17 protein-coding genes are annotated in these 20,538 nt (G+C 66.4%); 7 read left to right on the forward strand and 10 right to left on the reverse strand.

Annotated features, from left to right (window positions below; genetic code table 11):
• The first annotated feature begins 19 nt into the window (after nucleotides 1-19).
• From O0879_RS00810 to O0879_RS00825, 4 genes are all read left to right on the forward strand, one after another.
• Nucleotides 20-2,347, forward strand: a complete 2,328-nt coding sequence (locus O0879_RS00810; protein WP_289914233.1) for an SUMF1/EgtB/PvdO family nonheme iron enzyme — start codon at nucleotides 20-22, stop codon at nucleotides 2,345-2,347.
• 38 nt (nucleotides 2,348-2,385) lie between these two features.
• Nucleotides 2,386-3,132, forward strand: coding sequence for an SIMPL domain-containing protein (locus tag O0879_RS00815; RefSeq protein WP_289914234.1), 747 nt, complete (start codon nucleotides 2,386-2,388; stop codon nucleotides 3,130-3,132).
• Nucleotides 3,133-3,210: 78 nt separating this feature from the next.
• The gene (locus O0879_RS00820; protein ID WP_034783198.1) at nucleotides 3,211-3,609 is read left to right on the forward strand and encodes an OsmC family protein; all 399 of its coding nucleotides are present in this window, start codon (nucleotides 3,211-3,213) and stop codon (nucleotides 3,607-3,609) included.
• Complete coding sequence (locus O0879_RS00825; protein ID WP_289914235.1) at nucleotides 3,606-4,508, forward strand: pirin family protein; 903 nt, start codon at nucleotides 3,606-3,608, stop codon at nucleotides 4,506-4,508. Before O0879_RS00820 ends, O0879_RS00825 begins: the two co-directional genes overlap by 4 nt.
• 7 nt (nucleotides 4,509-4,515) lie before the next feature.
• Here the strand turns inward: O0879_RS00825 and O0879_RS00830 are convergent, their stop codons facing one another.
• The 5 genes from O0879_RS00830 to O0879_RS00850 all read right to left on the reverse strand — a co-directional run bounded on the left by O0879_RS00830 (nucleotide 4,516) and on the right by O0879_RS00850 (nucleotide 11,373).
• Nucleotides 4,516-6,993 (reverse strand): TonB-dependent receptor, encoded by a 2,478-nt coding sequence (locus O0879_RS00830; protein WP_289914236.1) that lies wholly within the window; start codon nucleotides 6,991-6,993, stop codon nucleotides 4,516-4,518.
• 115 nt (nucleotides 6,994-7,108) lie between these two features.
• Complete coding sequence (locus O0879_RS00835) at nucleotides 7,109-8,077, reverse strand: FecR domain-containing protein (RefSeq protein ID WP_289914237.1); 969 nt, start codon at nucleotides 8,075-8,077, stop codon at nucleotides 7,109-7,111.
• Nucleotides 8,077-8,595, reverse strand: a complete 519-nt coding sequence (locus O0879_RS00840; protein WP_289914238.1) for a sigma-70 family RNA polymerase sigma factor — start codon at nucleotides 8,593-8,595, stop codon at nucleotides 8,077-8,079. Before O0879_RS00840 ends, O0879_RS00835 begins: the two co-directional genes overlap by 1 nt.
• 105 nt (nucleotides 8,596-8,700) lie before the next feature.
• Complete coding sequence (locus O0879_RS00845; RefSeq protein ID WP_289914239.1) at nucleotides 8,701-9,303, reverse strand: metal-dependent hydrolase; 603 nt, start codon at nucleotides 9,301-9,303, stop codon at nucleotides 8,701-8,703.
• A gap of 486 nt (nucleotides 9,304-9,789) precedes the next feature.
• A complete protein-coding gene (locus O0879_RS00850) occupies nucleotides 9,790-11,373 on the reverse strand; it encodes an FHA domain-containing protein (protein WP_289914240.1) in 1,584 nt (527 codons plus the stop codon).
• A gap of 346 nt (nucleotides 11,374-11,719) precedes the next feature.
• Between O0879_RS00850 and O0879_RS00855 the strand changes: the two genes are divergently transcribed.
• Nucleotides 11,720-12,139 (forward strand): DUF2177 family protein, encoded by a 420-nt coding sequence (locus O0879_RS00855; protein ID WP_099667419.1) that lies wholly within the window; start codon nucleotides 11,720-11,722, stop codon nucleotides 12,137-12,139.
• On the opposite strand, the gene O0879_RS00860 is transcribed toward O0879_RS00855, so the two are convergent.
• The 3 genes from O0879_RS00860 to O0879_RS00870 all read right to left on the reverse strand — a co-directional run bounded on the left by O0879_RS00860 (nucleotide 12,120) and on the right by O0879_RS00870 (nucleotide 14,323).
• Complete coding sequence (locus O0879_RS00860) at nucleotides 12,120-13,070, reverse strand: protein phosphatase 2C domain-containing protein (RefSeq protein ID WP_289914241.1); 951 nt, start codon at nucleotides 13,068-13,070, stop codon at nucleotides 12,120-12,122. The two genes, O0879_RS00855 and O0879_RS00860, sit on opposite strands and share 20 nt — an antisense overlap.
• Nucleotides 13,071-13,219: 149 nt before the next feature.
• On the reverse strand, nucleotides 13,220-13,672 hold the full coding sequence (locus tag O0879_RS00865) for a glycine zipper domain-containing protein (RefSeq protein WP_099667421.1): 453 nt from the start codon (nucleotides 13,670-13,672) through the stop codon (nucleotides 13,220-13,222).
• Nucleotides 13,673-13,792: 120 nt separating this feature from the next.
• Entirely contained in the window at nucleotides 13,793-14,323 is a 531-nt protein-coding gene (locus tag O0879_RS00870) for a GNAT family protein (protein WP_289914242.1), read from the reverse strand.
• A 173-nt stretch (nucleotides 14,324-14,496) separates the two neighbouring features.
• Here O0879_RS00870 and O0879_RS00875 point away from each other — a divergent pair, with 173 nt between their 5' ends.
• Nucleotides 14,497-15,945, forward strand: coding sequence for a M20/M25/M40 family metallo-hydrolase (locus O0879_RS00875; protein WP_289914243.1), 1,449 nt, complete (start codon nucleotides 14,497-14,499; stop codon nucleotides 15,943-15,945).
• A 56-nt stretch (nucleotides 15,946-16,001) separates the two neighbouring features.
• Nucleotides 16,002-16,907 carry a LysR family transcriptional regulator gene (locus O0879_RS00880; protein WP_289914244.1) on the forward strand — a complete coding sequence of 302 codons (906 nt, stop codon included), beginning with the start codon at nucleotides 16,002-16,004 and terminating at the stop codon, nucleotides 16,905-16,907.
• Between the two features lie 110 nt (nucleotides 16,908-17,017).
• Here O0879_RS00880 and O0879_RS00885 read toward each other — a convergent pair whose 3' ends face one another.
• Nucleotides 17,018-18,463, reverse strand: a complete 1,446-nt coding sequence (locus O0879_RS00885) for an MFS transporter (RefSeq protein ID WP_289914245.1) — start codon at nucleotides 18,461-18,463, stop codon at nucleotides 17,018-17,020.
• 161 nt (nucleotides 18,464-18,624) lie between these two features.
• Nucleotides 18,625-20,451 carry a virulence factor gene (locus O0879_RS00890; RefSeq protein ID WP_289914246.1) on the reverse strand — a complete coding sequence of 609 codons (1,827 nt, stop codon included), beginning with the start codon at nucleotides 20,449-20,451 and terminating at the stop codon, nucleotides 18,625-18,627.
• Nucleotides 20,452-20,538: the final 87 nt, after the last annotated feature.

Here is a 20,538-nt window from a genome sequence, read left to right on the forward strand (position 1 = left end):
TGGAAGCGTTTCACCCCAGATGATGCAAAAAGCACGAGACAAACTGCGGGAACTGCGCGCCCTCCACGACGACGGGCTGCTCAGCGAGCAGGAATTTGAACGCCGCAAGAACGCCATCCTCGACGCCGAGTACGCGCCGCCCGGCGCCGCACCCGTGGCCGCGCCGCTGCCCGTGCGGCAGGGCACGGAGCTGGGTTTCATGACGGGCCAGGAAATCGGCCCGCAAAACCGCCGCTACCGGCTCGAACGCCTGATCGGCACGGGCGGCATGGGGCAGGTGTGGCAAGCCACCGACCTGGCCACGCACGCGGAGCTGGGCAGCAGCGAAATGGTGGCGCTGAAGATCTTGCCGCCGCAGCTGACGCAAAGCGCCACGCACGCGAAACTGCTGATCGAGGAAGCGACCCAGGCGAGAAAACTCGCGCATGAAAACATCGTGCGCGTCTACGAGTGGGCGCAGGACCCGGCCACGGCCAGCTATTTCATCATCATGGAATGCCTCGATGGCGAAGACCTCGAACACTATCTGGGCCGCCAGGGCGCGCTGCCGCTGGCCGCCGTGCAGCAGCTGCTGCACCCGGTGGCCGAAGCCCTGGCGTATGCGTGGGAGAAGCACAAGCTGGTGCACCGCGATATCAAGCCGGGCAATGTCTTCCTGACGGCGAAGGGCGACGTCAAATTGCTCGACTACGGCATCGCGTCGCGCGTGCGCAATGCGGACAGCAGCCTGGCGCTGGAGATGCCGAATGCGGGCACGCACGGCTACCGGGCGCCCGAGGCCGGCGCCAACCAGCGCCAGCCCAGCCCGCGCCTGGACGTGTATGCCGTGGCCGTGATGATCTATCAGATGCTGGAAGGGCGCATGCCGTTCGACGACACGCGCAGCGCCAGCCACCTGCCGTCCGCGCCGCAGGCGCTCAACGCGCAACAGTGGCAAGTGCTGCAGAACGGTTTTTCGCTGACGGCGGAATTGCGGCCGCTATCCGTGCAAGCCTTGCTCGAAGGGCTGGAGCGGGCTGCCGGGCCGTCGCCCGAAGAACTGGCGGAACAGGCGCGTCAGCAGCAGGCGCGCCTGGCAGAGCAACAGCAGCAGGCGGCGCTGGCGGCGGAACAGGCCCGCGAGGCGGCGCTCAAGGAGGCGCGTGCGCGCCAGGAAGAGCTGGATCAGCGCCGCAAGGCGGAAATCCAGGCGGCAGCGCTGGAAAAGCAGCGGCAGGATAAGCTGCGCCGCGAGCAGGAGGCGCAGCGCCATTTCGAAGCGGAAGAGGCGCGCAAGCTGCGCAAGGAAGCGCTGCGCGGCCAGCTGCGCGCGCGCCGCGAAGCCGATGCCGCCACGGCCTTGCAGGAACACCAGGAATTGCAGCGCAAGGCCATCGTCGCCAAGGCGGAGGCGGCGTATCGGGCCGAGCAGGAACGCGCGCGCCGCGAAGAGGCCAGCCGCGCCGCGACTGCCGCCGTCCCTTCGCCGGCATCCGCGCCGGCGCCGGAACCGGAGCCGGAACACGCGGAACCTGTGGCCAATGCCGAAGGCATCTTGCGCGATGATTGGCTCGATGGCTCGGGACAGGGGCCGGAACTGGTGCTCATTCCCAGCGGCCGCTTCCAGATGGGGGCGCACGAGACGGAGCACAAGGCGGCCATCCAGGCCGGTTCGCAGCAGTCATGGCTGGACCGAGAAACGCCGCAGCACTGGGTCGGCATCGAGCGCCCGTTCGCGCTGGCCCGGCACCCCGTCAGCGTGGGCGAGTGGCGCGCCTTCGTCAAGGCGACCGGATGGGCGGGCGGGTCGGAAACGGACTGGGATAATCCCGGCTTCGTGCAGAACGACCAGCATCCGGTGGTCGGCGTGAGCTGGAATGACGCGCAGCTGTACCTGGCGTGGCTGTGCGAGCGCACGGGCCGGCAGTACCGCCTGCCCAGCGAGGCGGAATGGGAATACGCGTGCCGCGCCGGCACGCGCACGGCGTTCAACGTGGGCGACACCATCAGCACCGAGCAAGCCAATTACGACGGCTTGTACGTGTACAACGGCGGCCCGCGCGGCGTGTACCGGGGCGGCACCACACCGCTGGGCACGTTCGCGCCGAATTCCTGGGGCCTGTTCGACATGCACGGCAATGTGTGGGAATGGGTGCAGGACGTGGTGCACGACAATTACGAGGGCGCGCCCGTCGACGGCAGCGCGTGGGAAGAGGGCAGCGACAGCAGCCGGCGTATCCTGCGCGGCGGCTCCTGGCTGTACCACCCGCGCTATTTGCGCTCGGCCCTGCGCAACGGCTTTTCCACCGTGCTGTCGAACGACATCGTGGGCTTCCGGGTGGCGCGCACGCTGGACCAGGCCGGGTAGGCGGGGATTGTCATATTGCTCATCTTGACGGATACTTCATGCACCTTAACCGTGCCGGAGTGTCCGTGTTCAAACGCCGCCTGCTGTCCATCGTGTTCGCCTGTCTGCCCATCGCCGCCCTGGCCGGCGATCTGCCATCCTATCCCTTCATCCATGCGACGGGCACGGCGTACAGCTTCGTCATACCGGACCTGGGCGAGATCGATTTCGACGTCAGCGTCTTCGACCCGGCGCCGGACGTGGCCACCGCGCTGGTCCAGACGCGCATCGCGGAAATCAGGGCGCTGCTGGTGGAGCAGGGCTTGCCCGAGGCGGCCGCCGGCATCGAGGTACGCGACGTGCGCAAGGAAATCCGCAAAGGCGCGGAGCAGGACCCGGCCAATCCGCAATACCTGATCAAGGCGAGCGTGCATGTCAACGTGGCGGATTTGTCGAAATGGCCCGCCGTCATGCGTCCGCTGCTGGCCATGCCCAACCTCGATGCGTTTGCCGTCACCTTCGGCGCCACGGAGCGCCTCCGCCTGGAAGAGGAACTGATGGGTGAAGCCGTCAAGGATGCGCAGCGCAAGGCCGATGCCATGGCGCGCGGCTTCGGCAAGCGCGCGGGCGCCGTGGCCGGCATCTCGTCTGACCAGCTGAAAAACCTGGGCAATGCGGTGGGCCTGGTGCCGTCCGACCGCTACAACCGCGCGAATAGCCGCCAGCGGCAAAATCCCGACGACATGCTGATGGTCACCAGCCTCAAAATGGCGCAGACGGTCGACGCCCTGTTCCGTATCAAATGACCAGGTAGCAGGGGCGCAGGCTGCGCAAAGCGGGCAAACGGTGTAAATTGTGGCTTTCCAAACGCACCAAGGAACGCCATGACCATCAAAGCCATCCGCGACCAGTCGCAACCCATGCGCCACATCGTGCACGTGCGCGACCACATCATTTCCGCCGACGCCTCGGTGGCGGAAGGGGGCGGCGATGCCGGCCCGTCGCCGCACGACCTGTACGACGCGGCCCTGTCGGCCTGCAAGGCGCTTACCGTCGTCTGGTACGCCAAACACAAGGGCATCCCGCTGGAACACGTGGAAGTGAGCACGGAGCGCGATGCCAGCGAAGAGCGCAAGGGCGTGTACCGCCTGGCCGCCACCCTGCACCTGACGGGCGAGCTGACGGATGCGCAGCGCGAGGAATTGCTGGCCGCGGCCGGCAAATGCCCGCTGCATAAATTGATGACGGCGGTCACCACCGAAGTGACGACGGTGCTGGCATGAGCGCGGCCATCCTGAAAAGCCACGAAAAAGACCTGGGCGGCGGCTTTGTCGTGCGGCGCCTGCTGCCTTCGGCCGTGAAACAGGCCGTCGGCCCCTTCATTTTCTTTGACCATTTCGGCCCCATCGACGTGGCGCCCGACGCCAACCACGACGTGCGTCCCCACCCGCACATCGGCCTGGCCACCGTCACCTACCTGTTCGAGGGCGCGATCGACCACCGCGACAGCATCGGTTCGTACCAGCGCATCGAGCCGGGCGCCATCAACTGGATGACGGCCGGGCGCGGCATCGTGCATTCGGAGCGCACGCCGCACGACCTGGCGGGCCAGCCGCACCGCACGCACGGCTTGCAGCTGTGGGCCGCGCTGCCGAAGGCGCACGAGGAAGACGAACCGAGTTTCACGCACACGCCGCAGGCCGACATTCCCGTCGTGCCGCTCGATGGCGCCGTGGTGAAGGTTTTGATCGGCACGGCGTTTGGCCGGACCTCGCCCGTGCGCACCTACATGCAGACGCTGTACCTGGACGTGGCGCTGGAGGCAGGCAAGGAGCTGCGGCTGGAAGGCTTGCCGGCGGAAGCGGCGATTTACCCGATCAGCGGGGAAGTGCTTGTCGATGGCGTGGCGCTGGTGCCGCACACCATGGCCTTGCTGGAAGCGGGCGCCGTGCAAGCGGGCGCCGTACCGGTGGTGACGGCGGGCAGCGGCCCGGTGCAGTTCGTCGTCATCGGCGGCGAGCCGCTGGACGGTCACCGCTTCCTGTTCTGGAATTTCGTCTCGTCGAGCAAGGAGCGCCTGTCGCAGGCGGCCGACGACTGGAGCGCCCAGCGCATGGGACAGGTGCCGGGCGAAACGGAATTCATCCCGTTGCCGAAGGCGCCATTGCGCCCGGCGACCTGAGTCCCCTTTAGAAACGCGCGCGCAAGGTCAGTTGCGACTTGCGCGGCTCGCCGTAGAAATTGCCCCACGCAGGTGCGCTCACCGTCTGGTAGTAGCGCTTGTCGAGCAAGTTCGTCACGGACAGCGACGCCGTCCAGTTGCGGTCGATCTGGTAGGCGGCGCGCGCGCTCCACAAGGCGTACGCGCCTTGCGCCACCTTCACGTCGCGCGTGGTGCGCGAGCTCTCCGTCTGGAAGTTCACGCCGCCGCCCACGCTCCACTTCTGCAAGGCGCCGGACAGGCGGTAGTCGCTCCACGCGCGCAGCATGTGGCGCGGCGAGTAGGTGCTGGCGAACATCACGCCCGCATTCGACGTCTGCTCCAGGTACTTGAAGTTGTTCAGGGTATAGCCGGCGAACAGTTGCCAGCCCGGCGCCACCTCGCCGCTGATTTCCGCATCGACGCCTTCGCTGCGCACCTTGCCTGCCGAGAAATAGCACTCCGTGCCGGACGAGCAGATATTCACCAGGTCGAGTTCCGCGCGGTTGCGCTGTTCGATGCGGAACAGCGCCAGCGAGGTATTCACCTTGCCGTCGAACAGTTCACCTTTCACGCCCACTTCCAGGTTGCGGCCTTTCAGCGGGTCGAGCAGGGCACCGTCGGCCGTGCGCTGGTTTTGCGGCTGGAAGATGTCGGAGATGCTGGCATAGCCTGACCAGCGCTTGTCGAACGCGTAAATGACGCCGCTATACGGCGTGACGACGCCGTTTTCGCGATACGGGTCGATATACACCTCGCCCGTGTCGCGGTACACGCTGCTCGATTTGTAGTTCGACACGCGGGCACCCGCCACCACGGTGAGCGGGTCGCTGACGCTGAAACGCGCCACGCCATACGCGCCCGTCTGCGTCATGCTCGTCAGGCTGTGGGCGCCGCCATACTTTTCCTTGCGTATCCAGGCATCGCTCGGTTCCGCCACGCCGTGATTGGGTTGCAGCGCGCTATTGGGCAGCTTCATCATGGCCAGGCTGTAATCGCTGTCGCTTTCCAGCCGGTTCGTGCTGATGCCGGCGCTGAAGCCGTGGCGGCGGCCGAAGGCGTTGAATTTGCCGTCGAGCGACAGGTCGATGCCCTTGTTGGTGGTGCCGTAGTCGAACACGCCGGTATACATCATCATGCCGGCCAGGGTGGCGGGATGGAGCGCGCCCAGGCTGAACATGTATTTCACGTCATGCTGCTCGCGCGTGTAGTTGGCGCTGGCCTTGAGCGACCAGTCGGCATCGAAGCGGTGTTCGAATTCGGCGAAGGCGGCCGTCTGGCGGCTGTCCCAGCGGTTCCAGTCCGCGCCCAGGAAGGTCGAGCGGGGCAGCTTCGGGTCGCTGCCATCGAGGTAGCGGGGCATGCCGGAGAAAAACGGCGTCGACTTCAGTTTTTCGTAGCTGGCACCCGTCGTCAGCTTGCTGCCCGGCGCCAGGTCGAATTCCAGCACGCCGTACAGTACGTCCGTGCGGCTGTCGGCCACGTCATAAAAATAATCGCGCTGGTCATGCGCGGCCACGGCGCGGCCGCGGATGCTGCCCGACTCGTTCAAGGGGCCGGTGACGTCGACTTCGCCGCGCACGTCATTCCAGCGTCCCGCGCTGAGCGCCAGCTGCACCTGCTTTTCCGCCAGCGGGCGCTTGCGCACCATGTTGATGGCGGCGCCCGGCGAACCCGTGCCCTGCAGCAGTCCCGTGGCGCCGCGCACGATTTCCACCCGGTCCAGCATGGCCGTATTGCTGGTAAAGCTGTTCGCCTGGGGGTAAAACATGGCGCGGTTGACGCCATCGAACTGGTACGTTTCGACCATGAAGCCGCGCGAATACACATAGCGCCCGCCCATGGGGCTGTCGTACATGGTGATGCCGGTGGTATTGGCTAGCACGGCGTCGATGGTGTTGAGGTTCTGGTCGTCCATCTTCTGGCGCGTGACGACGCTCACGGATTGGGGAATCTCGCGCAGGGTTTGCACGCCCTTGCCGACGGTGACGGCGCGCGCCGCGTACGAGTTGCTGTGTTCACTGACGGGATCGCGCTCCATGCTGGCGCTGACCGTCACGGGCGCCATGGTCTTTTCCGCGCCGGTCGCCGAGGCGGAAGGCACGGCCGCCAGGCGCAGCACATAGGCGCCGTTCGGCAGCTGCAGGGCTTCCATGCCGCTGCCGGCCAGCACCTGGGCAAACCCCTGCATGACGTTGAAGCTGCCGCGCACGCCGGGCGAGCGCAGGCCCCGCGTCTGCGCGGGATCCGTCGACAGGCTGACGCCTGCGGCGACGGCGAAGTCGTTCAGGGCAGTGGCCAGCGGGCCGGCTGGCACGGCGTAGGCTTGCGGCGCCGTGGCGGCGGCCTGGCCTTGCGCCAGGGCGGGCGCGGCGATGAAGGCGGCGGGGGCGGCGCAAGCCATGGCGAGGACGGCCAGGCGGATGGCGCGCGCGGCGGGATGGAGGACAGGGGTGGTCAGCTGCATGCTCGGTCTTTCTGCTCAGAGGGATAAGAAAATGGCCAATGAATCGGCTTCTTACTTGTCAAGCCGAAGCAGCGCATCGAAACACCAACCCCAAACGCAAAAAAACTGAAAATAGTTATGCCGGCCGGGCCGATACCGTGGCCCAGTAGCGCGTGAAGTACGTCACTTGCAGCCCGTGCGAGGCGCACAGGCTTTCCAGCACGGCGTCGATATCGTCGAGGCGGTAGGTGCCCGTGACGGGGCGCCGCGCCACGGCGGCGTCGCAGGCGAGACGCCCGCGCCGGTAGCGCGCCAGCTCCGCCACCAGCTGTTGCAGCGGCCAGTCGGCGGCTACCAGCATGCCGCGCAGCCAGCTGTCCTGGTGCGCGGGCATGCTCAATACCTCATCCGCGCCGGTGGCGCCGAAGCGCAGCTGCTGCCCCGCTTCCAGGCGGCGCACGGCGTCCGGGCGCGCCGCGCAGCGCACTTCCACGGCGTGCTCGAAGACGCTGACGGTGCTGCCATCGTCGTCGCAGCGTATGCCGAAGCGCGTGCCCAGCGCGCGGATCACGCCGTGCGGCGTGTCGACGAGGAAGGGGCGCGGGTCGGGCGCCGTCGTGATCATGATTTCGCCACGGTGCAGGCGGATGCGGCGGTGCGTGGCGCTGTAAGCGACATCCAGGGCGCTGGCCGTATTCATCTCCAGGCGCCCGCCATCGGCCAGCGTGACGTGGCGGCGCTGGCCCGGCGCCGTGCGCAGGGACGCCGTCAGGGCTTGCCATGGGCCGGATTGCCAGCCCGCCTGGCCCAGCGCGATGCCGCCGCCGGCCGCCACCAGCAGGGCGAGTATCTTGGCGGCCGCGCGCCGGCGCTGCTGCGCCGCCTGCAGCGCCGGCATCGCCAGCGCTGCAGGTATCGCGCCCAGCTGGCCGTCCATGCGCCGCAGCAGGTCCCAGGCCCGTTCATGCTCGGCGCTGGCGTCGCGCCATGCCTGCAGGGCGGCCGGGTCGGCGCTGCCGCACTGGAGTTCCACATGCCAGTGGGCGGCGGCGGCCAGCACCTTGCGGGCGATGGGGGCGGAAGGTGAGGTCGCGGGGCCGAACATCAGGCGGCCGCCAGCATCAGGCATTCCGTGTAGGCGCGTACCAGGTGCTTCTTCACGGTCGGCAGCGAGATGCCGAGGCGCCGGCTGATGTCCACGTAGCTGAGTTCTTCGATTTGCGCCAGCAGGAAGATGGTCCGCGTGCGCGCCCCCAGGCCGTCGAGCAGGCGGTCGACGGCGAGCAGGGTTTCGATGATGATGGCATGCGTTTCGGCGCACATCGATGCTGGCTCGGCTTGCTGCGCCAGCGCTTCCAGGTAGGCCTGCTCCAGCGCCTGGCGGCGGTAGCGGTCGATCAGCAAGCCGCGCGCGATCGTCGCCAGGTAGCCGCGCGGTTCGCGCAGGGGCGCCGGCGGTGCCACCTCGCGCTTGCCCAGCAGGCGCAAAAAGGTGTCCTGCGCCAGGTCGGCCGCTTCGGCGCGGTTGCCCAGCTTGCCGCGCAGCCAGCCATACAGCCAGCCGTGGTGCTCGCTGTACAGGGTGCTCAGGTGGTTGGCATGGACGGGACTGACGGTGCTCACTGCGTTCTCCAGGCAAGGGAAGGGCTGGGCTGACGGAACGCGGGGCGCCGGCTGGCTGGGCTGTTTGAGAATGATACTCATTATCACATTGCCACGCCGCCGGCGTCAATTGGCGTCGCCGCCCAGGCGCCAGCGCAGCTGCCATTGTTGCAGATTTGCCCAGGCCGTCTGCAGTGCCCCAGCGGACCAGTGCAGCAAGCCCTCAAGCGCCAGCATGGTGCGGCGCAGGTGGATGCCGTCAAAAAACACGTGGTCGGCCACGACGGTGGCGGCCAGCCAGGCGGCGATGATGACGATGATGTCGTGGCGGCCGCACTTCCACCAGCGCAGCGAGTGGCGGCGGAATATCCATGGCACGCCCAGCGGATTGGGCCAGTCGGCCAGCAAATGCATGATGCCGCCGGCCGCAAAGCCGAACAGGGGCGGCGCCCACAGGTGGTGCGGCAATTGCATCCAGGTATAGACGAGCAGGGCGATCCACGCCAGTCCCCAGTGCGTCCACGTGCGGTGCGTGATCCACAGCCGGTGCGTGCGCGCCCACCAGGCCACTTCCAGCCAGTCCGGCGCCGTGCCGCCCAGCGCGCCCATGACAAAGGCGAGCATGCTCAGCACTTGATACGGGCCGCCGGCGCCAGCGTGCGCGACCAGGGCTGCGGCGATCACGCCGGCAGCCCAACCGGTCGCATGATGCGCTTTGTTGGAAGCCATAGGAAATGTAAAACGCCGTGCGGGCGCTGTGTGAAGTGCAGGGAAATATTAACTGGATGAATATACAGTATGCAAGGGCGGGAAGGGGTGCTATTTGCAGAATATCGGCGATTGAATTGTTAAATTGTGTGTCGGAATAACCTGGCCAGCGAACTCGGCAACTCATGCCGGCCGGTCAAGTGTGTTGTGAGGCTGATAATGTAATCGGCGCCGGGCGCACTATGCTGAAAGCAGTGCTGCGTTTTTAAGAGGTTTCGCCATGAAAATCCCACGCGAATTACAGATTCCCGCCATCGTGTTCACGCTGGAAGCGGTGTTCATACTCGGCCTGTCGATGATTTTTCTCGTGCTGGTGCCACGCTAGCGTCCGAAAAAAGGCCATAGCTGCGTTGCACTGCCTTGCCGTACATTCGTACTGTCTTCGGCAGCGCGCCTTGCTCTGACCATTTTTCAGACGCTAGCGGTCAGGTGGCGGGAGGCGTTGTATCAGGCAGTTTGCATGGTGCTATCGCACAGGGCAGCACCTTCGGTGCGGATGATCCAGCATTCCGGATACGGTTCGCTGGCGAAGCGGTTGTGCCGCGCGAAGCCGCTGAGCTTGTCGAGCGCGGTGGCGGGCGCCAGCGCGGTTTCCTTGCCGCTGGCCGTGTCCAGGTGCCAGAAACCGCCATTGCGGTGGAATAGCACGGGCAGGCAGCTGGCTTGCGGCGTGGCAAGGTGGCTGGCCGGCGCAGGCTGGGCTTCCGGCAGCAGCAGGTAAAAACACTCGGCACGGGCGCCGTGGTCGATGCGGTGCAGGATCAAGCCGTGCGCGAGCAGGGCCGTGACGCTGAGTACGACGATGCCCTTGATGCTGGCAGATAATTCGATGCGCATGCCCAGGCGCAGGGCCACGGGCTTGTGCTTGCCGGGCCACACGCCATCGAGCAGCACGCCGTAGCGCGACACATCCTCGATTTCAAAGCCTTGCTGGCCGCGCCGGATGATGGCGTGGCGGCCAGACAGGCGGCGCGTCAAGCCATTGTTGTCCTGGCCGTCGGGGCTGAAATGGCTGAGCAGCACATCGGCTTCCGGATCCACCAGCTCAAAACGCCCCAGCATGCATTCTTCCAGCGCGAACAGGCGGATCTGGCGCTGTTCGCCCGCTTCCGGCGCCGCATTGACGAGGCAGGCGGCCTGGCTCGGGTGCGGATGGCAGTGGCTGGCGGCGGGCAGGTCGACTTCGATCAATTCCTCGTCCCAGGCGATGGTGGTAAAACCCATGTCGATCTTGCCCTGCGGCGCAGACAGATCCACGTGGGCGATGCCGGCATTGCGCGCCGTCACGTCGAGGTTGCAGCCGTCGCCGCCCGTCACGCGGGCGATCGAGGCGTCGTCGGCCATCACGCGCACGTTTTTGTGGGTGCTGAGGAAGATCTGGTGGATTTCCGTCAGGGTGGCGTCGCGGCGCGGCACGAGGATGACAAAGGTGCACACCCATTTCTGCGCCACGGCGCCATCGACGTGGCTGTGCACTTCGACTTCGATCTGGTATTGCCCGTGTTCCTTGTTGCGTGAGGAAAACTCGACAAACACGGGACGCCAGTCGCCGCGCGTGGCGCGCACGAAATCATGCTGCACCTGGCCGCGGGGGATCAGGTCCGAGCGCAGGCGCAAGGTCAGCTGCGGCGCGCAGGCGGCGCTCATGCCGCGCAATTCCATCTTCAGGGTTTGCCGTCCGCCTGCCGCGCGGGGATCGAAGCCGCTGATGTGCAGGTGGGCTTGCACGGGCTGGTAGGCGGCGTGGGCGGCAGCGGTGGCAGCAGGCGTGGAAGCCGGCATCGCCGCGGCAATGCGGGGCGGCAGCGCTGGCGCGGCTGCGCCCGTCAGCGGTTCGGTAACAGCGTCAGCAGCAGGGGCGTGCGGAAGCGCCGTTGCCGATGGCTCGGAACGGGCGCTGCGCAGTGCGGTCAACAGGTCGTAGCTGCTGGGGGCGGTCGTCGCTTGCGGGTGGTTGCCCGCGCAGACTGTTTCCCCAGGCAAGACCCAGAACGTACAGTGCGGGTGCTCCGGGTTGCTGCATTTTTTCATGACATTCTGACTCGAATCGAGCGGGGACATTTTGCCCTCTGTTATACATGAGAGCTTACGCGCTTTTGCGCTTGCTTGGCAACTTTCACGGCAGCGGAATGCGCTCTTTTTGTCCAAATTCATGTCCCTGGTCACACCTTGCAATACATGTCATGGAAACTATTGCTCAAAAACACATTTTATATCTTTCTGGATATGTTATTTTGATATTGTATGAAACAGGTTTTCCAGCCATGCGCGTGGACGCCGGTCGCGCATGGTGATGCCTGCGGCAAGAGCTGGAAGGCGTTTTGTATTATGCTGGCACAGCCGTTCCCCCGATGCCGCCCGACTTCGAAAGACGACCATGCCTGCCCAACGCCCGCTCCAGCTTGCCATAGCCTATGGCGCCACCTTGTGCGTATTCCTGGCCATCGATGCGCTGTGGCTGGCGGTGCTGATGAAACCGGTGTACGCCGCTGCGCTGGGGCCGCTGCTGGCGGAGTCTCCCCGCTGGGCGCCGGCGACGCTGTTTTATCTGCTGTACGTGGCGGGATTGCTGGTTTTCGCCATTTTGCCAGGCTTGCGTGCGCGCCGCGGGCGCACGGCGGCAGTGCTGGGCGCGCTGCTGGGCCTGCTGGCCTATGGTACCTATGATTTGAGCAACTATGCGACCTTGCGCGACTGGCCGCTGGCCTTGACGGCGATCGACATGGCCTGGGGCGCCGTGCTGTCGTCCGTGTCGGCGACGGCCGGCTACCTGGCAGCTAGCCGGCTGGGGCGGTGAATTCCGCATCGAAGCGCAGCGCCAGCACGGTAATGTTGTCGCTATGCAAGCCTTTGGGTGGATGCGAGAGAAAGTCGTCGAACAGGGCGCTGACGGCTTGTGCCGCAGTCTTGCCGGCGCACAAGGCGGGCCAGCGGGCCGTAAGGGCCAACGGGTCCTCGCAGGCCCAGAAGCCGTCGCTGGCCAGCAGATAGTGGGCGCCGGGGCGCACGCGCAGCACGCGGCGGTCGCCCAGGTGCGCGAGGAAGGGCGGCAAGATGGCCGCATTGAGGCCGCGCAAGGGCTTGTCGAGCTGCAAGCTGTCGCCGATGGCGTTGCCTAAAATGAATGCCTGCGAGATTTGCGGGTGGTGTTCGCCGTGCACGGCGGCCCGCCAGCGCGCCTCGTCGAGCGCGCCGCGCATGGCGTACACGGTGGCCGGCACGTGGTCCACGGTGAGGATGCTGGCAGCCCCGTCGGCAATTTCATACAGGCGCGAATCGCCCACGTGATACAGCAGCGGCGCTTCGCCGGGCGGCACTTCCAGCAGGGTCAGGGTGGTGCCGGGCGGACGCGCCTGGGCTGGCGCGGCCTGGGCGAAACTGTCCTGCAGCCGCGTGTGCAGCGCGTCGAGCCTGGCCGCCAGGCTGGCCGTGTCAAGACAGGCGGGCATGGCCAGCAAGCCTTGCACGGCCGCTTCCGCCGCTTCGCGTCCGTGGCCGTGGCCGCCCATGCCGTCGAGCACGGCTGCGCGCACGTGGCCGCGCGGCCAGCCCGGTACCTGGCAGTGGAACGGCGCCTGCCGCGACAGGCAGACGGCGTGGCCGCTGGCATCGATCAGCAGGAAATTGTCCTGGTTTTCGCGGCGCGGCAGGGGGCCGGCGCCCACGCTGGTGCCGGCGGCGGCGTCGAGCCAGGGGCCGAAGTCAAGTCCGTCTTTGATTAAATGCATCGGTTGGTGCGGTCCAGGCGGCCAGCAATGTTGATCATAGGACACAGCTTAGCCGATATTGGGCAGGGGCGATACCTTGCCTTTCACGCAAAAAAACCTGCGTCAGCAGGCTGGCGCAGGTTTTTCATGGAGCAAGTACAGGGCGCTGCTTAACGGCGATGGCCCCAGCCACGGCCATGGTCATGGTAGTCTCCGCGGTCATAGTAGTCGCGGCGGCCATGGTCGCGGTAGTAGCCGCGGCCCGGTTGCACGTAGACGACAGCCGGCGGGCCGTAGTAGCGCGGTGGCGGTGCGTAATACACGGGCTGCGGGGCAGGGGCGTAGTACACGGGCTGCGGCGCCGGCGCATAATAGGTTTCGCGGTAGCCGCCGCGATAGCCGCCACGGTCGTAATAACGGTCATTCGTGCTGATGCTGTTGCCGACGGCCGCGCCCAGCACGCCACCGACGATCGCGCCATTGCGGCCGCCGGTGCTGTTGCCAATGGCCGCTCCGACAACGGCGCCTGCAACGGTATTGAAGTCGCGGTCACCGGCGACTGCGGCCGAAGACACAGCCACTGCCGCTACCATTACCGCACCCAGGAGTTTCTTGTTCAACATGGCATTTCCTTCCATTCCGGCGAGATCACAATGATCTGCATGGACTGGACTATATCTGCTGTCGCAACCGTGTTCCATGTCTAATACAACTTATTACAATCCTGCCCCGGCCGTAACAAGTCAGCGCAGGCGCGCCTGCCATTCCGGACGCAGCAGGCTGTACATTTTGACATCGCGCATCACGCCGTTGATAAAGAAGGCCTGGCGCAGCAAGCCTTCTTGGGTAAAGCCGTTCTTTTGCGCGATGCGCTCGGAACCGATGTTCAGCGGATCCATCAGCAGCTCCAGCCGGTGATACGGATAGGCGTTGAACAGGTAGTCGACCAGCAGGCGCGTCGCTTCGCTGATGTAGCCGCGTCCGTCCCGCTGCCGGTCGAACAGGCGGTAGCCGATCTCGCGCGAGGCTGGCGTGCGGCTCTTGAAGTGCGTGATCGTGCCGATGATGTGCTGGGCGTGGTCTTCGATGAGGAACAATTCGCTGTCCTCGGTCACGAAGCCCGATTGCAGGAAGTCGCGCCGCATGGCTTCGGGCGACTTGAATTGCATCGAGAAAAACTCGCCGCGCGAGGGCAGGTCGTTGACGAGGGAAATATAGGTATTCAGGTCGGCGGCCTGCAAATGCCGGATGGTACAGAGTGTTCCCTTGAGCATGGCGGTTTCCGGTAGCGATCACGATTCTGATGGTAATCGACTCTGGGGGGCGAGGCAATCGATCCCGTAAAAGTTGCTGCAATGACAGAATAAATACGCTATCGTAGAAAAAGTTGCGCCTTGCCCATGGCCACGGCGTACCCGCTTCGACCTCGTTGACTGGATTTGAATACATGCATAGCATCCTGACTGGCGCGCCACTGCGCCGTTCCGCCGTATCCCTTGCCCTTGGCTGCATCGTCAGTGCCGGCGCCTTTGCCGCCGCGCCGGGCAATGCGCCGCAAGCGCTGGCGCAGGTGCGCGACACCGCGCTGCAAAGCGACTGGGCGTACGCCCGCCTGGCCGACATGACGGATCTGATTGGCCCGCGCCTGTCCGGTTCCGCCGGCGCGGCCGCCGCCGTGCAGCAGGTGGCCGACACCATGCGCCGGCTGGGCGCCACCGTCACCTTGCAGCCCGTGAAAGTGCCGCACTGGGTGCGCGGCGTGGAAACGGCGGAAATCGTCGATTACGCGGGGCGTCCGCAAGGCGTGTCGCAGCGCGTGGTGCTCACCGCCCTGGGCGGCTCCGGCGCCACGCCGGCCGCCGGCCTGACGGCGCCCGTGATCATCGTCAGGAGCCTGGATGAACTCAAGGCCCGCGCGGCGGAAGTGAAGGGCGCCATCGTCCTGATCGACACGCCGTTCGACCAGGAGATGGCCGAGCGCGGCCTGGCCGGCGTCACCTATGGCCAGGGTTCGCGCGCGCGCTTCCTCGGGCCGAAGGCTGCGGCCGACCTGGGCGCGGCTGCCGCGCTGGTGCGCTCGGTGGGCGGCGCCGATTTCCGCATCCCGCACGCGGGCGCCACGGGCCTGGACGAGAATAAACGCATTCCCGCCGCCGCCGTCACCGTGGAAGACGCCTTGCTGATGGGCCGCCTGGCCGCGCGCGGCCCCCTGAAAATGCACCTGACCCTGACGCCGCAAAACCTGCCGGAAGCGGACAGCTACAACGTCATCGCCGACTGGCCGGGCACGGACAAGGCCGACGAAGTGGTGGTGGTTTCGGGCCACCTCGATTCCTGGGACCTGGCGACGGGCGCGCACGACGACGGCGCCGGCGTCGTGGCAGCCATGGGCGTGGTGGAAACCCTGAAAAAGCTCGACTATCGTCCGCGCCGCACCATCCGCGTGATCGCCTGGATGAACGAGGAAAACGGCGGGCGCGGCGGCCAGGCCTATTTCGAGGCCCACAAGCAGGCGCTCGGTAAACAATACGCGGCCATCGAGATGGATAGCGGCGCCGGCCGCCCGTTCGGCATCCTCGCCAGCGTGGGGCCGAAGTCGGAAAAACTGTTCGCGCCCCTGCGCGCGGCCCTGTTGCCGATGGGCGCGCACGCCTTCACGCGCCGCGACGCGCTGGGCACGGGCGACTTGCACCGCCTGGAAACGGGCGGCGTACCGAGTTTCGAGCCGCTGGTGGACAGCCACAGTTACTTTCACTACCACCACACGGCGGCCGACACGCTGGACAAGGTCGACCCGGAAAACCTGAAGCGCAACGTGGCGCTGATGTCGTCGCTGGCCTGGTTCCTGGCCAATATCGACGGCGAGATCGGCCGCGCGCCGGAGCAGGGCGAGTAAGCGCCAGTGCTGGCGCCGGCAACTTGGCGCCAGCAATGCATGCCAAGGTAAACACCATGTCGCTACCCGATCTGAACCTGCTGATCACCCTCGATGTCCTGCTGGCCGAAGGCAGCGTCACGCGCGCGGCGCGGCGCTTGCGTTTGAGTCCATCGGCCATGAGCCGCGCCCTGGCGCGCCTGCGCGAGACGACGGGCGATCCGCTGCTGGTGCGCGCCGGCCGTGAACTGGTGCCCACGCCGCGTGCGCTGGAGCTGCGCGCAAGAGTCGCTCCCCTGCTGGGCGAAGTGCTGGCTGTGCTGGGACCGGCGCAGCAGCTGGATCCGCGCCAGCTGGCGCAAACGTTTACGCTGCGTTCGAGCGACGGTTTCGTGGAAAATTTCGGCCCGGCGCTGCTCGCGCATATCGGCGCGCAAGCGCCAGGCGTGCGTTTGCGCTTCGTGCAAAAGCCCGACCGCGAAAGCGTGCAGCTGCGCGAGGGCAGCATCGACCTGGAAACGGGCGTGATCGGCAGCCTCACCAGCCCGGAAGTGCGCACGCGCAGGCTGTTCGGCGACCGTTTCGTGGGCGTGGTGCGCAGCGGCCATCCGCTGGCGCAGGGCGACATCAGCGCCGAGCGCTATGCGGCCGGCCGGCATGTGCTGGTGGCGCGGCGCGACCAGGAGACGGGGCCGATGGACGACGCGCTGGCCGCGCTGGGATTGCAGCGCACGATCGCCAGCATCGTCGGCGGCTTCACGGCGGCGCTGGCGCTGGCCGCCGGCTCCGACCTGATCGCCACCGTGCCGGAACGGCATACGGGCAATCTGCGCGCCGGCATGTTCAGCTTTGCACTGCCGCTGCGCATGCCCGACCTGACCGTGTCGCTGATGTGGCATCCGCGCATGGATGCCGACCCCGCCCACCGCTGGCTGCGCGGCTGCGTGGTCGACGCTTGCGCGGCCCGGATCAACGCCGGCTGACGCCGCCGGCGCGCCAGCTCAGGGCCAGCAGCAGCCGGACAGGGTGGCGCCGCAGGCCAGGGCCAGCAGCAACAGAGGGACAGGCAGGGATGGGATTGCACGGGTGCGTATCATGCGGGGTCTCCAGTTTTGCTCAGGGTGCGGCCAAGCACGAAAATGACCAGCGCGGCGAGTATCAGCGCGCTGGCCACGCCAAAGGTGGCGTGCATGCCGCCGATCATGGCGGCTGGCCGGGCGCTGGCGATATCGCCGGCGCCGGCAGCGAAGACGGCGCCCATCACGGAGGCGCCCGTGACGAGTCCCAGATTGCGCGACAGATTGAGCATGCCGGAAATGACGCCGCGCTGCTCGGCAACGATATCGCCCATGACGGCCGTATTGTTGGCTGCCTGGAACAGCGCATAGCTGGCCGTGAGCAGCATGATCGGCGCGACGTAGCCGGGAATGCCCAGGCTGGCGGGCAGCAGGGCCAGCGCCAGGCAGGCGGCGGCCGCGCCGCACAGGCCCGCGCCGCCCATGCGCTGCGCGCCGTAGCGGTCCACCAGCCAGCCGGACGGCACGCCGCAGAACGCCGCCACCAGCGGCCCCGCCGCCAGCACCATGCCGGCGACGGCCGTGCCCAGGCCCAGGCCGCGCGCCAGGTAGAAGGGGCCGACTACCAGGGTGGACATCATCACCGTCGCCACCAGCATGCTGGTCGCCAGGCCGGCGCCGAGCATGGGCGCGCGCAGCATGGCCAGGCGTATTAGCGGCGCCGGCGCCTTCAGCTCGACCCGGACGAACAGGATGGCGCCGACGCAGGCGGCCAGCAGCAGCGCCGCGTTGCGCACGCCGAAATGGCCGCGGCCCAGGGTCATGGCCAGCGCATAGGCACCCAGGGTCAGCGCCAGCAGCGCAGTGCCGCGGTGGTCGAAGACGGGCCGTCTGGCGTGCGCGTCGCGCTGGTCCGCCGGCAGGTAGCGCCAGGCCAGCAGCAGCGCCAGGCCGGCCAGCGGCACGTTGACGAGGAAAATGGCTTGCCAGCCGAAGCGCGCGATCAGCAGGCCGCCCAGCGCGGGGCCCAGCGTGGTGCCGACGGCGGACATGGTGCCGAGCAGGCCCATGGCGCTGCCCGTCCTGGCCTTGGGGACGGTGCTGCCGACCAGGGCCATGGTCAGCGCCATCATGACGGACGCGCCCAGGCCTTGCACGGCGCGCGCGGCAACCAGCAGCCACAAGGTGGGCGCCAGCGCGCACAGGATGGAAGCTAGGGCAAACAGCGCGATGCCGGCCAGCAACAGGCGGCGCCGGCCGACCATGTCGCCGAGGCGGCCCACGCTGACGATCAGGGCGGTGATGGCCAGCAGATAGGCGAGCACGATCCATTGCACATCCTGGAACGGTGCCTGCAGGGCCCTGGCCATGTCGGGCAGGCCGACGTTGGCGATGCTGGTGCCCAGCGCGGGCAGCAGCATCGCCAGGGACAGGCTGGCCAGCGCGCCGCGCACGGGCATCGTGGCGTTGCCGGCCTGGGACGCCTGCTGGCTGGGTGGAGCGGGTTTTGACGGTGCATGCATGGCGTGGCTGATCCTCGAATGGGGTCATTACATGGTATCGAGGGATATGGCATGGCGGAAGGCGCATCATTTGCATTATGTTGTTGCGTTTGACGCCATGTATGCGGCGCGGCCGGGCCGCCGGGAAGGTCGCTGCGCGCCGGCGGCCAGTACTTCGGACCTTATTTCGAGTAACCCTGCAAACTGTCCGCCGTGTCATGCCGGATGCCCCACCACGGCAAATACGCATTGTTTTCGCCGCGCGCGCGGAACCACGGCTTGTCGTGGGCGATGGGCCGCACCGTCGCTGGCGGCAAGACCAGCACGCCCGTGACGCCGTCAGGATCGCTGGTGCCCGCCACCAGCACGGGCTTGCCGACGTGGTTCGCATGGGCGATACCCAGGGCGACATTGGTCAGTGCCGTACCGGCGCCCATTTCGCCCAGCAGGGCCGGCGTATTGAAGGTCTGCGGCAGGAAGTCGAACCCCGGTACTTCCAGGGTCAGCGCTTGCGCCAGCTGACCCAGACGGTCGGATGAAGAGGGCAGGTTCTTGCTGGCGTCGTGGATGACGTAGCCGATGTCTTCTTCCGTCTTGCCGCCATGGCGCGCCGCCTCGGCAAATACCGCCTGCCACGCCTGCACGGCGCGCGGCGGCTTGTCCTTGCCCGCTTCAAAATCGGCCACCTTGCGCGTGGCCGGATAGCCTATCCACGCCAGCGCCGCGCGCTCCGTCTTGTAATCGGGGCCGGCCAGCACCAGCAGCACCAGGTTTTCATTGATCTGCATGGTCTTCGGCCGGCTCGGCGCATCCCAGTTCATGACCCACACGGTTTCCTTCGGATGCGTTTCCAGGTAGGCCAGCGCGGCTTTCAGGGAGGTAAAACCCGCGTTGTTGCCGCCCAGGGTGATGCGCACGTCGGGCGGGGTGGCGCGGGTCCAGAGGGTGGGGAAGTGGGTGTTGCCGATGCTGAAGGTGTCGGTGATGGTTTGTTGCGTGAATTGGTGTACTTCTGCCGGATCGAATTTTCCGTCAGGCAGGGCATATTCCACGCGGATGCCTGCCAGTTCGCGCCAGTTCTGTTTTTGATCCTTGGGGTAGACGTGGTAGAAGTAGGTGGGGCTGGAAAAATAGATATCGTGAAAATTGGTCATCAGTTCGAGTAGATATTTATGGTGATAGCCCTTGAACGTTTCCCTTCCATTGATATCGTGGGCAATGGGGGCGACTGCCTGCAAGGTACTGAAACCCCTGGGATCCGTCCTGACCATATCGTCATTCTTGTTGGGTTTGGCCAGGCCAAGCGTCCAGAGCAGTTGCCACTCGGTGGGATAGTCGCGTCGTTGCAGAGGGTTGAGCCACTGCAGGCCCACGACCTGTGCCCGGAAGGGAGCTTGGACAGTGGTTGTTGGGAGACCGTCTTCTTTCTGCGCCGGCTTCATGGCGCAGGCCGTCAATAGCGCAAACATGGAGAAGGCGGCGAGCGTGGGCAGCGCGAGGAACTGTTTCATGAAGTCTCCAGGTGAATGGACATGCTGGTGATCGGCATAGCCCGACCAGATGGACCAACATGCCAGGAAAATGACGCAGAGAAACGTGGCGAAGGCCCAGGTCAGTCGCTGGCGCGGCGTGGCAATGAACTTATGCACCGTCAGTCCTCGGCGCAAAGTTGGTGGATGCAGGAAGGTGGTGGCGTTGCGCTTGGGATTGAGGAAACCGTCATCCGTCAATTCGCGCGCGTAGGTGGCGGCCTGCATCTGTCCGGCCGCCGGGCCCGGGATCGCCAGATCCTCGTCGCGTCGCTTCAGGCGCGCCTTCAGACCGGCGCACAGCCCTTGTTCGGCCTGCTCATACCATTCGCCGTCGGAATTGACGCCATGCACGAAGATGACGATGCTGGGACGGGGCAGGCGCGTGACGGCCTGGAGCAGCGCATGGCTGAACAAGGTTGTGCCTTCGGCTTCGGCGAGCAGGATGCAATTGCCAGCTAGCGTAGGGTCGGGCGACATGCGGGCGCTCCGTCAACGTTAAAGATGAAAAGCGGCGCCCAAGCGAACTCAGGCAATCTGCACTGTATGCGGATTGCCTGAGGTGGG

The sequence above is a fragment of the Janthinobacterium sp. SUN120 genome, from assembly GCF_030397735.1.
GTDB lineage: Bacteria > Pseudomonadota > Gammaproteobacteria > Burkholderiales > Burkholderiaceae_D > Janthinobacterium > Janthinobacterium kumbetense.

Excerpts from the sequence above, each read along its gene's own strand:
- O0879_RS00810 (WP_289914233.1), top strand. The coding sequence starts at position 20 with ATGATGCAAAAAGCACGAGACAAACTGCGGGAACTGCGCGCCCTCCAC.
- O0879_RS00815 (WP_289914234.1), top strand. The coding sequence starts at position 2,386 with ATGCACCTTAACCGTGCCGGAGTGTCCGTGTTCAAACGCCGCCTGCTG.
- O0879_RS00820 (WP_034783198.1), top strand. The coding sequence starts at position 3,211 with ATGACCATCAAAGCCATCCGCGACCAGTCGCAACCCATGCGCCACATC.
- O0879_RS00825 (WP_289914235.1), top strand. The coding sequence starts at position 3,606 with ATGAGCGCGGCCATCCTGAAAAGCCACGAAAAAGACCTGGGCGGCGGC.
- O0879_RS00830 (WP_289914236.1), bottom strand. The coding sequence starts at position 6,993 with ATGCAGCTGACCACCCCTGTCCTCCATCCCGCCGCGCGCGCCATCCGC.
- O0879_RS00835 (WP_289914237.1), bottom strand. The coding sequence starts at position 8,077 with ATGTTCGGCCCCGCGACCTCACCTTCCGCCCCCATCGCCCGCAAGGTG.
- O0879_RS00845 (WP_289914239.1), bottom strand. The coding sequence starts at position 9,303 with ATGGCTTCCAACAAAGCGCATCATGCGACCGGTTGGGCTGCCGGCGTG.
- O0879_RS00850 (WP_289914240.1), bottom strand. The coding sequence starts at position 11,373 with ATGAAAAAATGCAGCAACCCGGAGCACCCGCACTGTACGTTCTGGGTC.
- O0879_RS00855 (WP_099667419.1), top strand. The coding sequence starts at position 11,720 with ATGCCTGCCCAACGCCCGCTCCAGCTTGCCATAGCCTATGGCGCCACC.
- O0879_RS00860 (WP_289914241.1), bottom strand. The coding sequence starts at position 13,070 with ATGCATTTAATCAAAGACGGACTTGACTTCGGCCCCTGGCTCGACGCC.
- O0879_RS00865 (WP_099667421.1), bottom strand. The coding sequence starts at position 13,672 with ATGTTGAACAAGAAACTCCTGGGTGCGGTAATGGTAGCGGCAGTGGCT.
- O0879_RS00870 (WP_289914242.1), bottom strand. The coding sequence starts at position 14,323 with ATGCTCAAGGGAACACTCTGTACCATCCGGCATTTGCAGGCCGCCGAC.
- O0879_RS00875 (WP_289914243.1), top strand. The coding sequence starts at position 14,497 with ATGCATAGCATCCTGACTGGCGCGCCACTGCGCCGTTCCGCCGTATCC.
- O0879_RS00880 (WP_289914244.1), top strand. The coding sequence starts at position 16,002 with ATGTCGCTACCCGATCTGAACCTGCTGATCACCCTCGATGTCCTGCTG.
- O0879_RS00885 (WP_289914245.1), bottom strand. The coding sequence starts at position 18,463 with ATGCATGCACCGTCAAAACCCGCTCCACCCAGCCAGCAGGCGTCCCAG.
- O0879_RS00890 (WP_289914246.1), bottom strand. The coding sequence starts at position 20,451 with ATGTCGCCCGACCCTACGCTAGCTGGCAATTGCATCCTGCTCGCCGAA.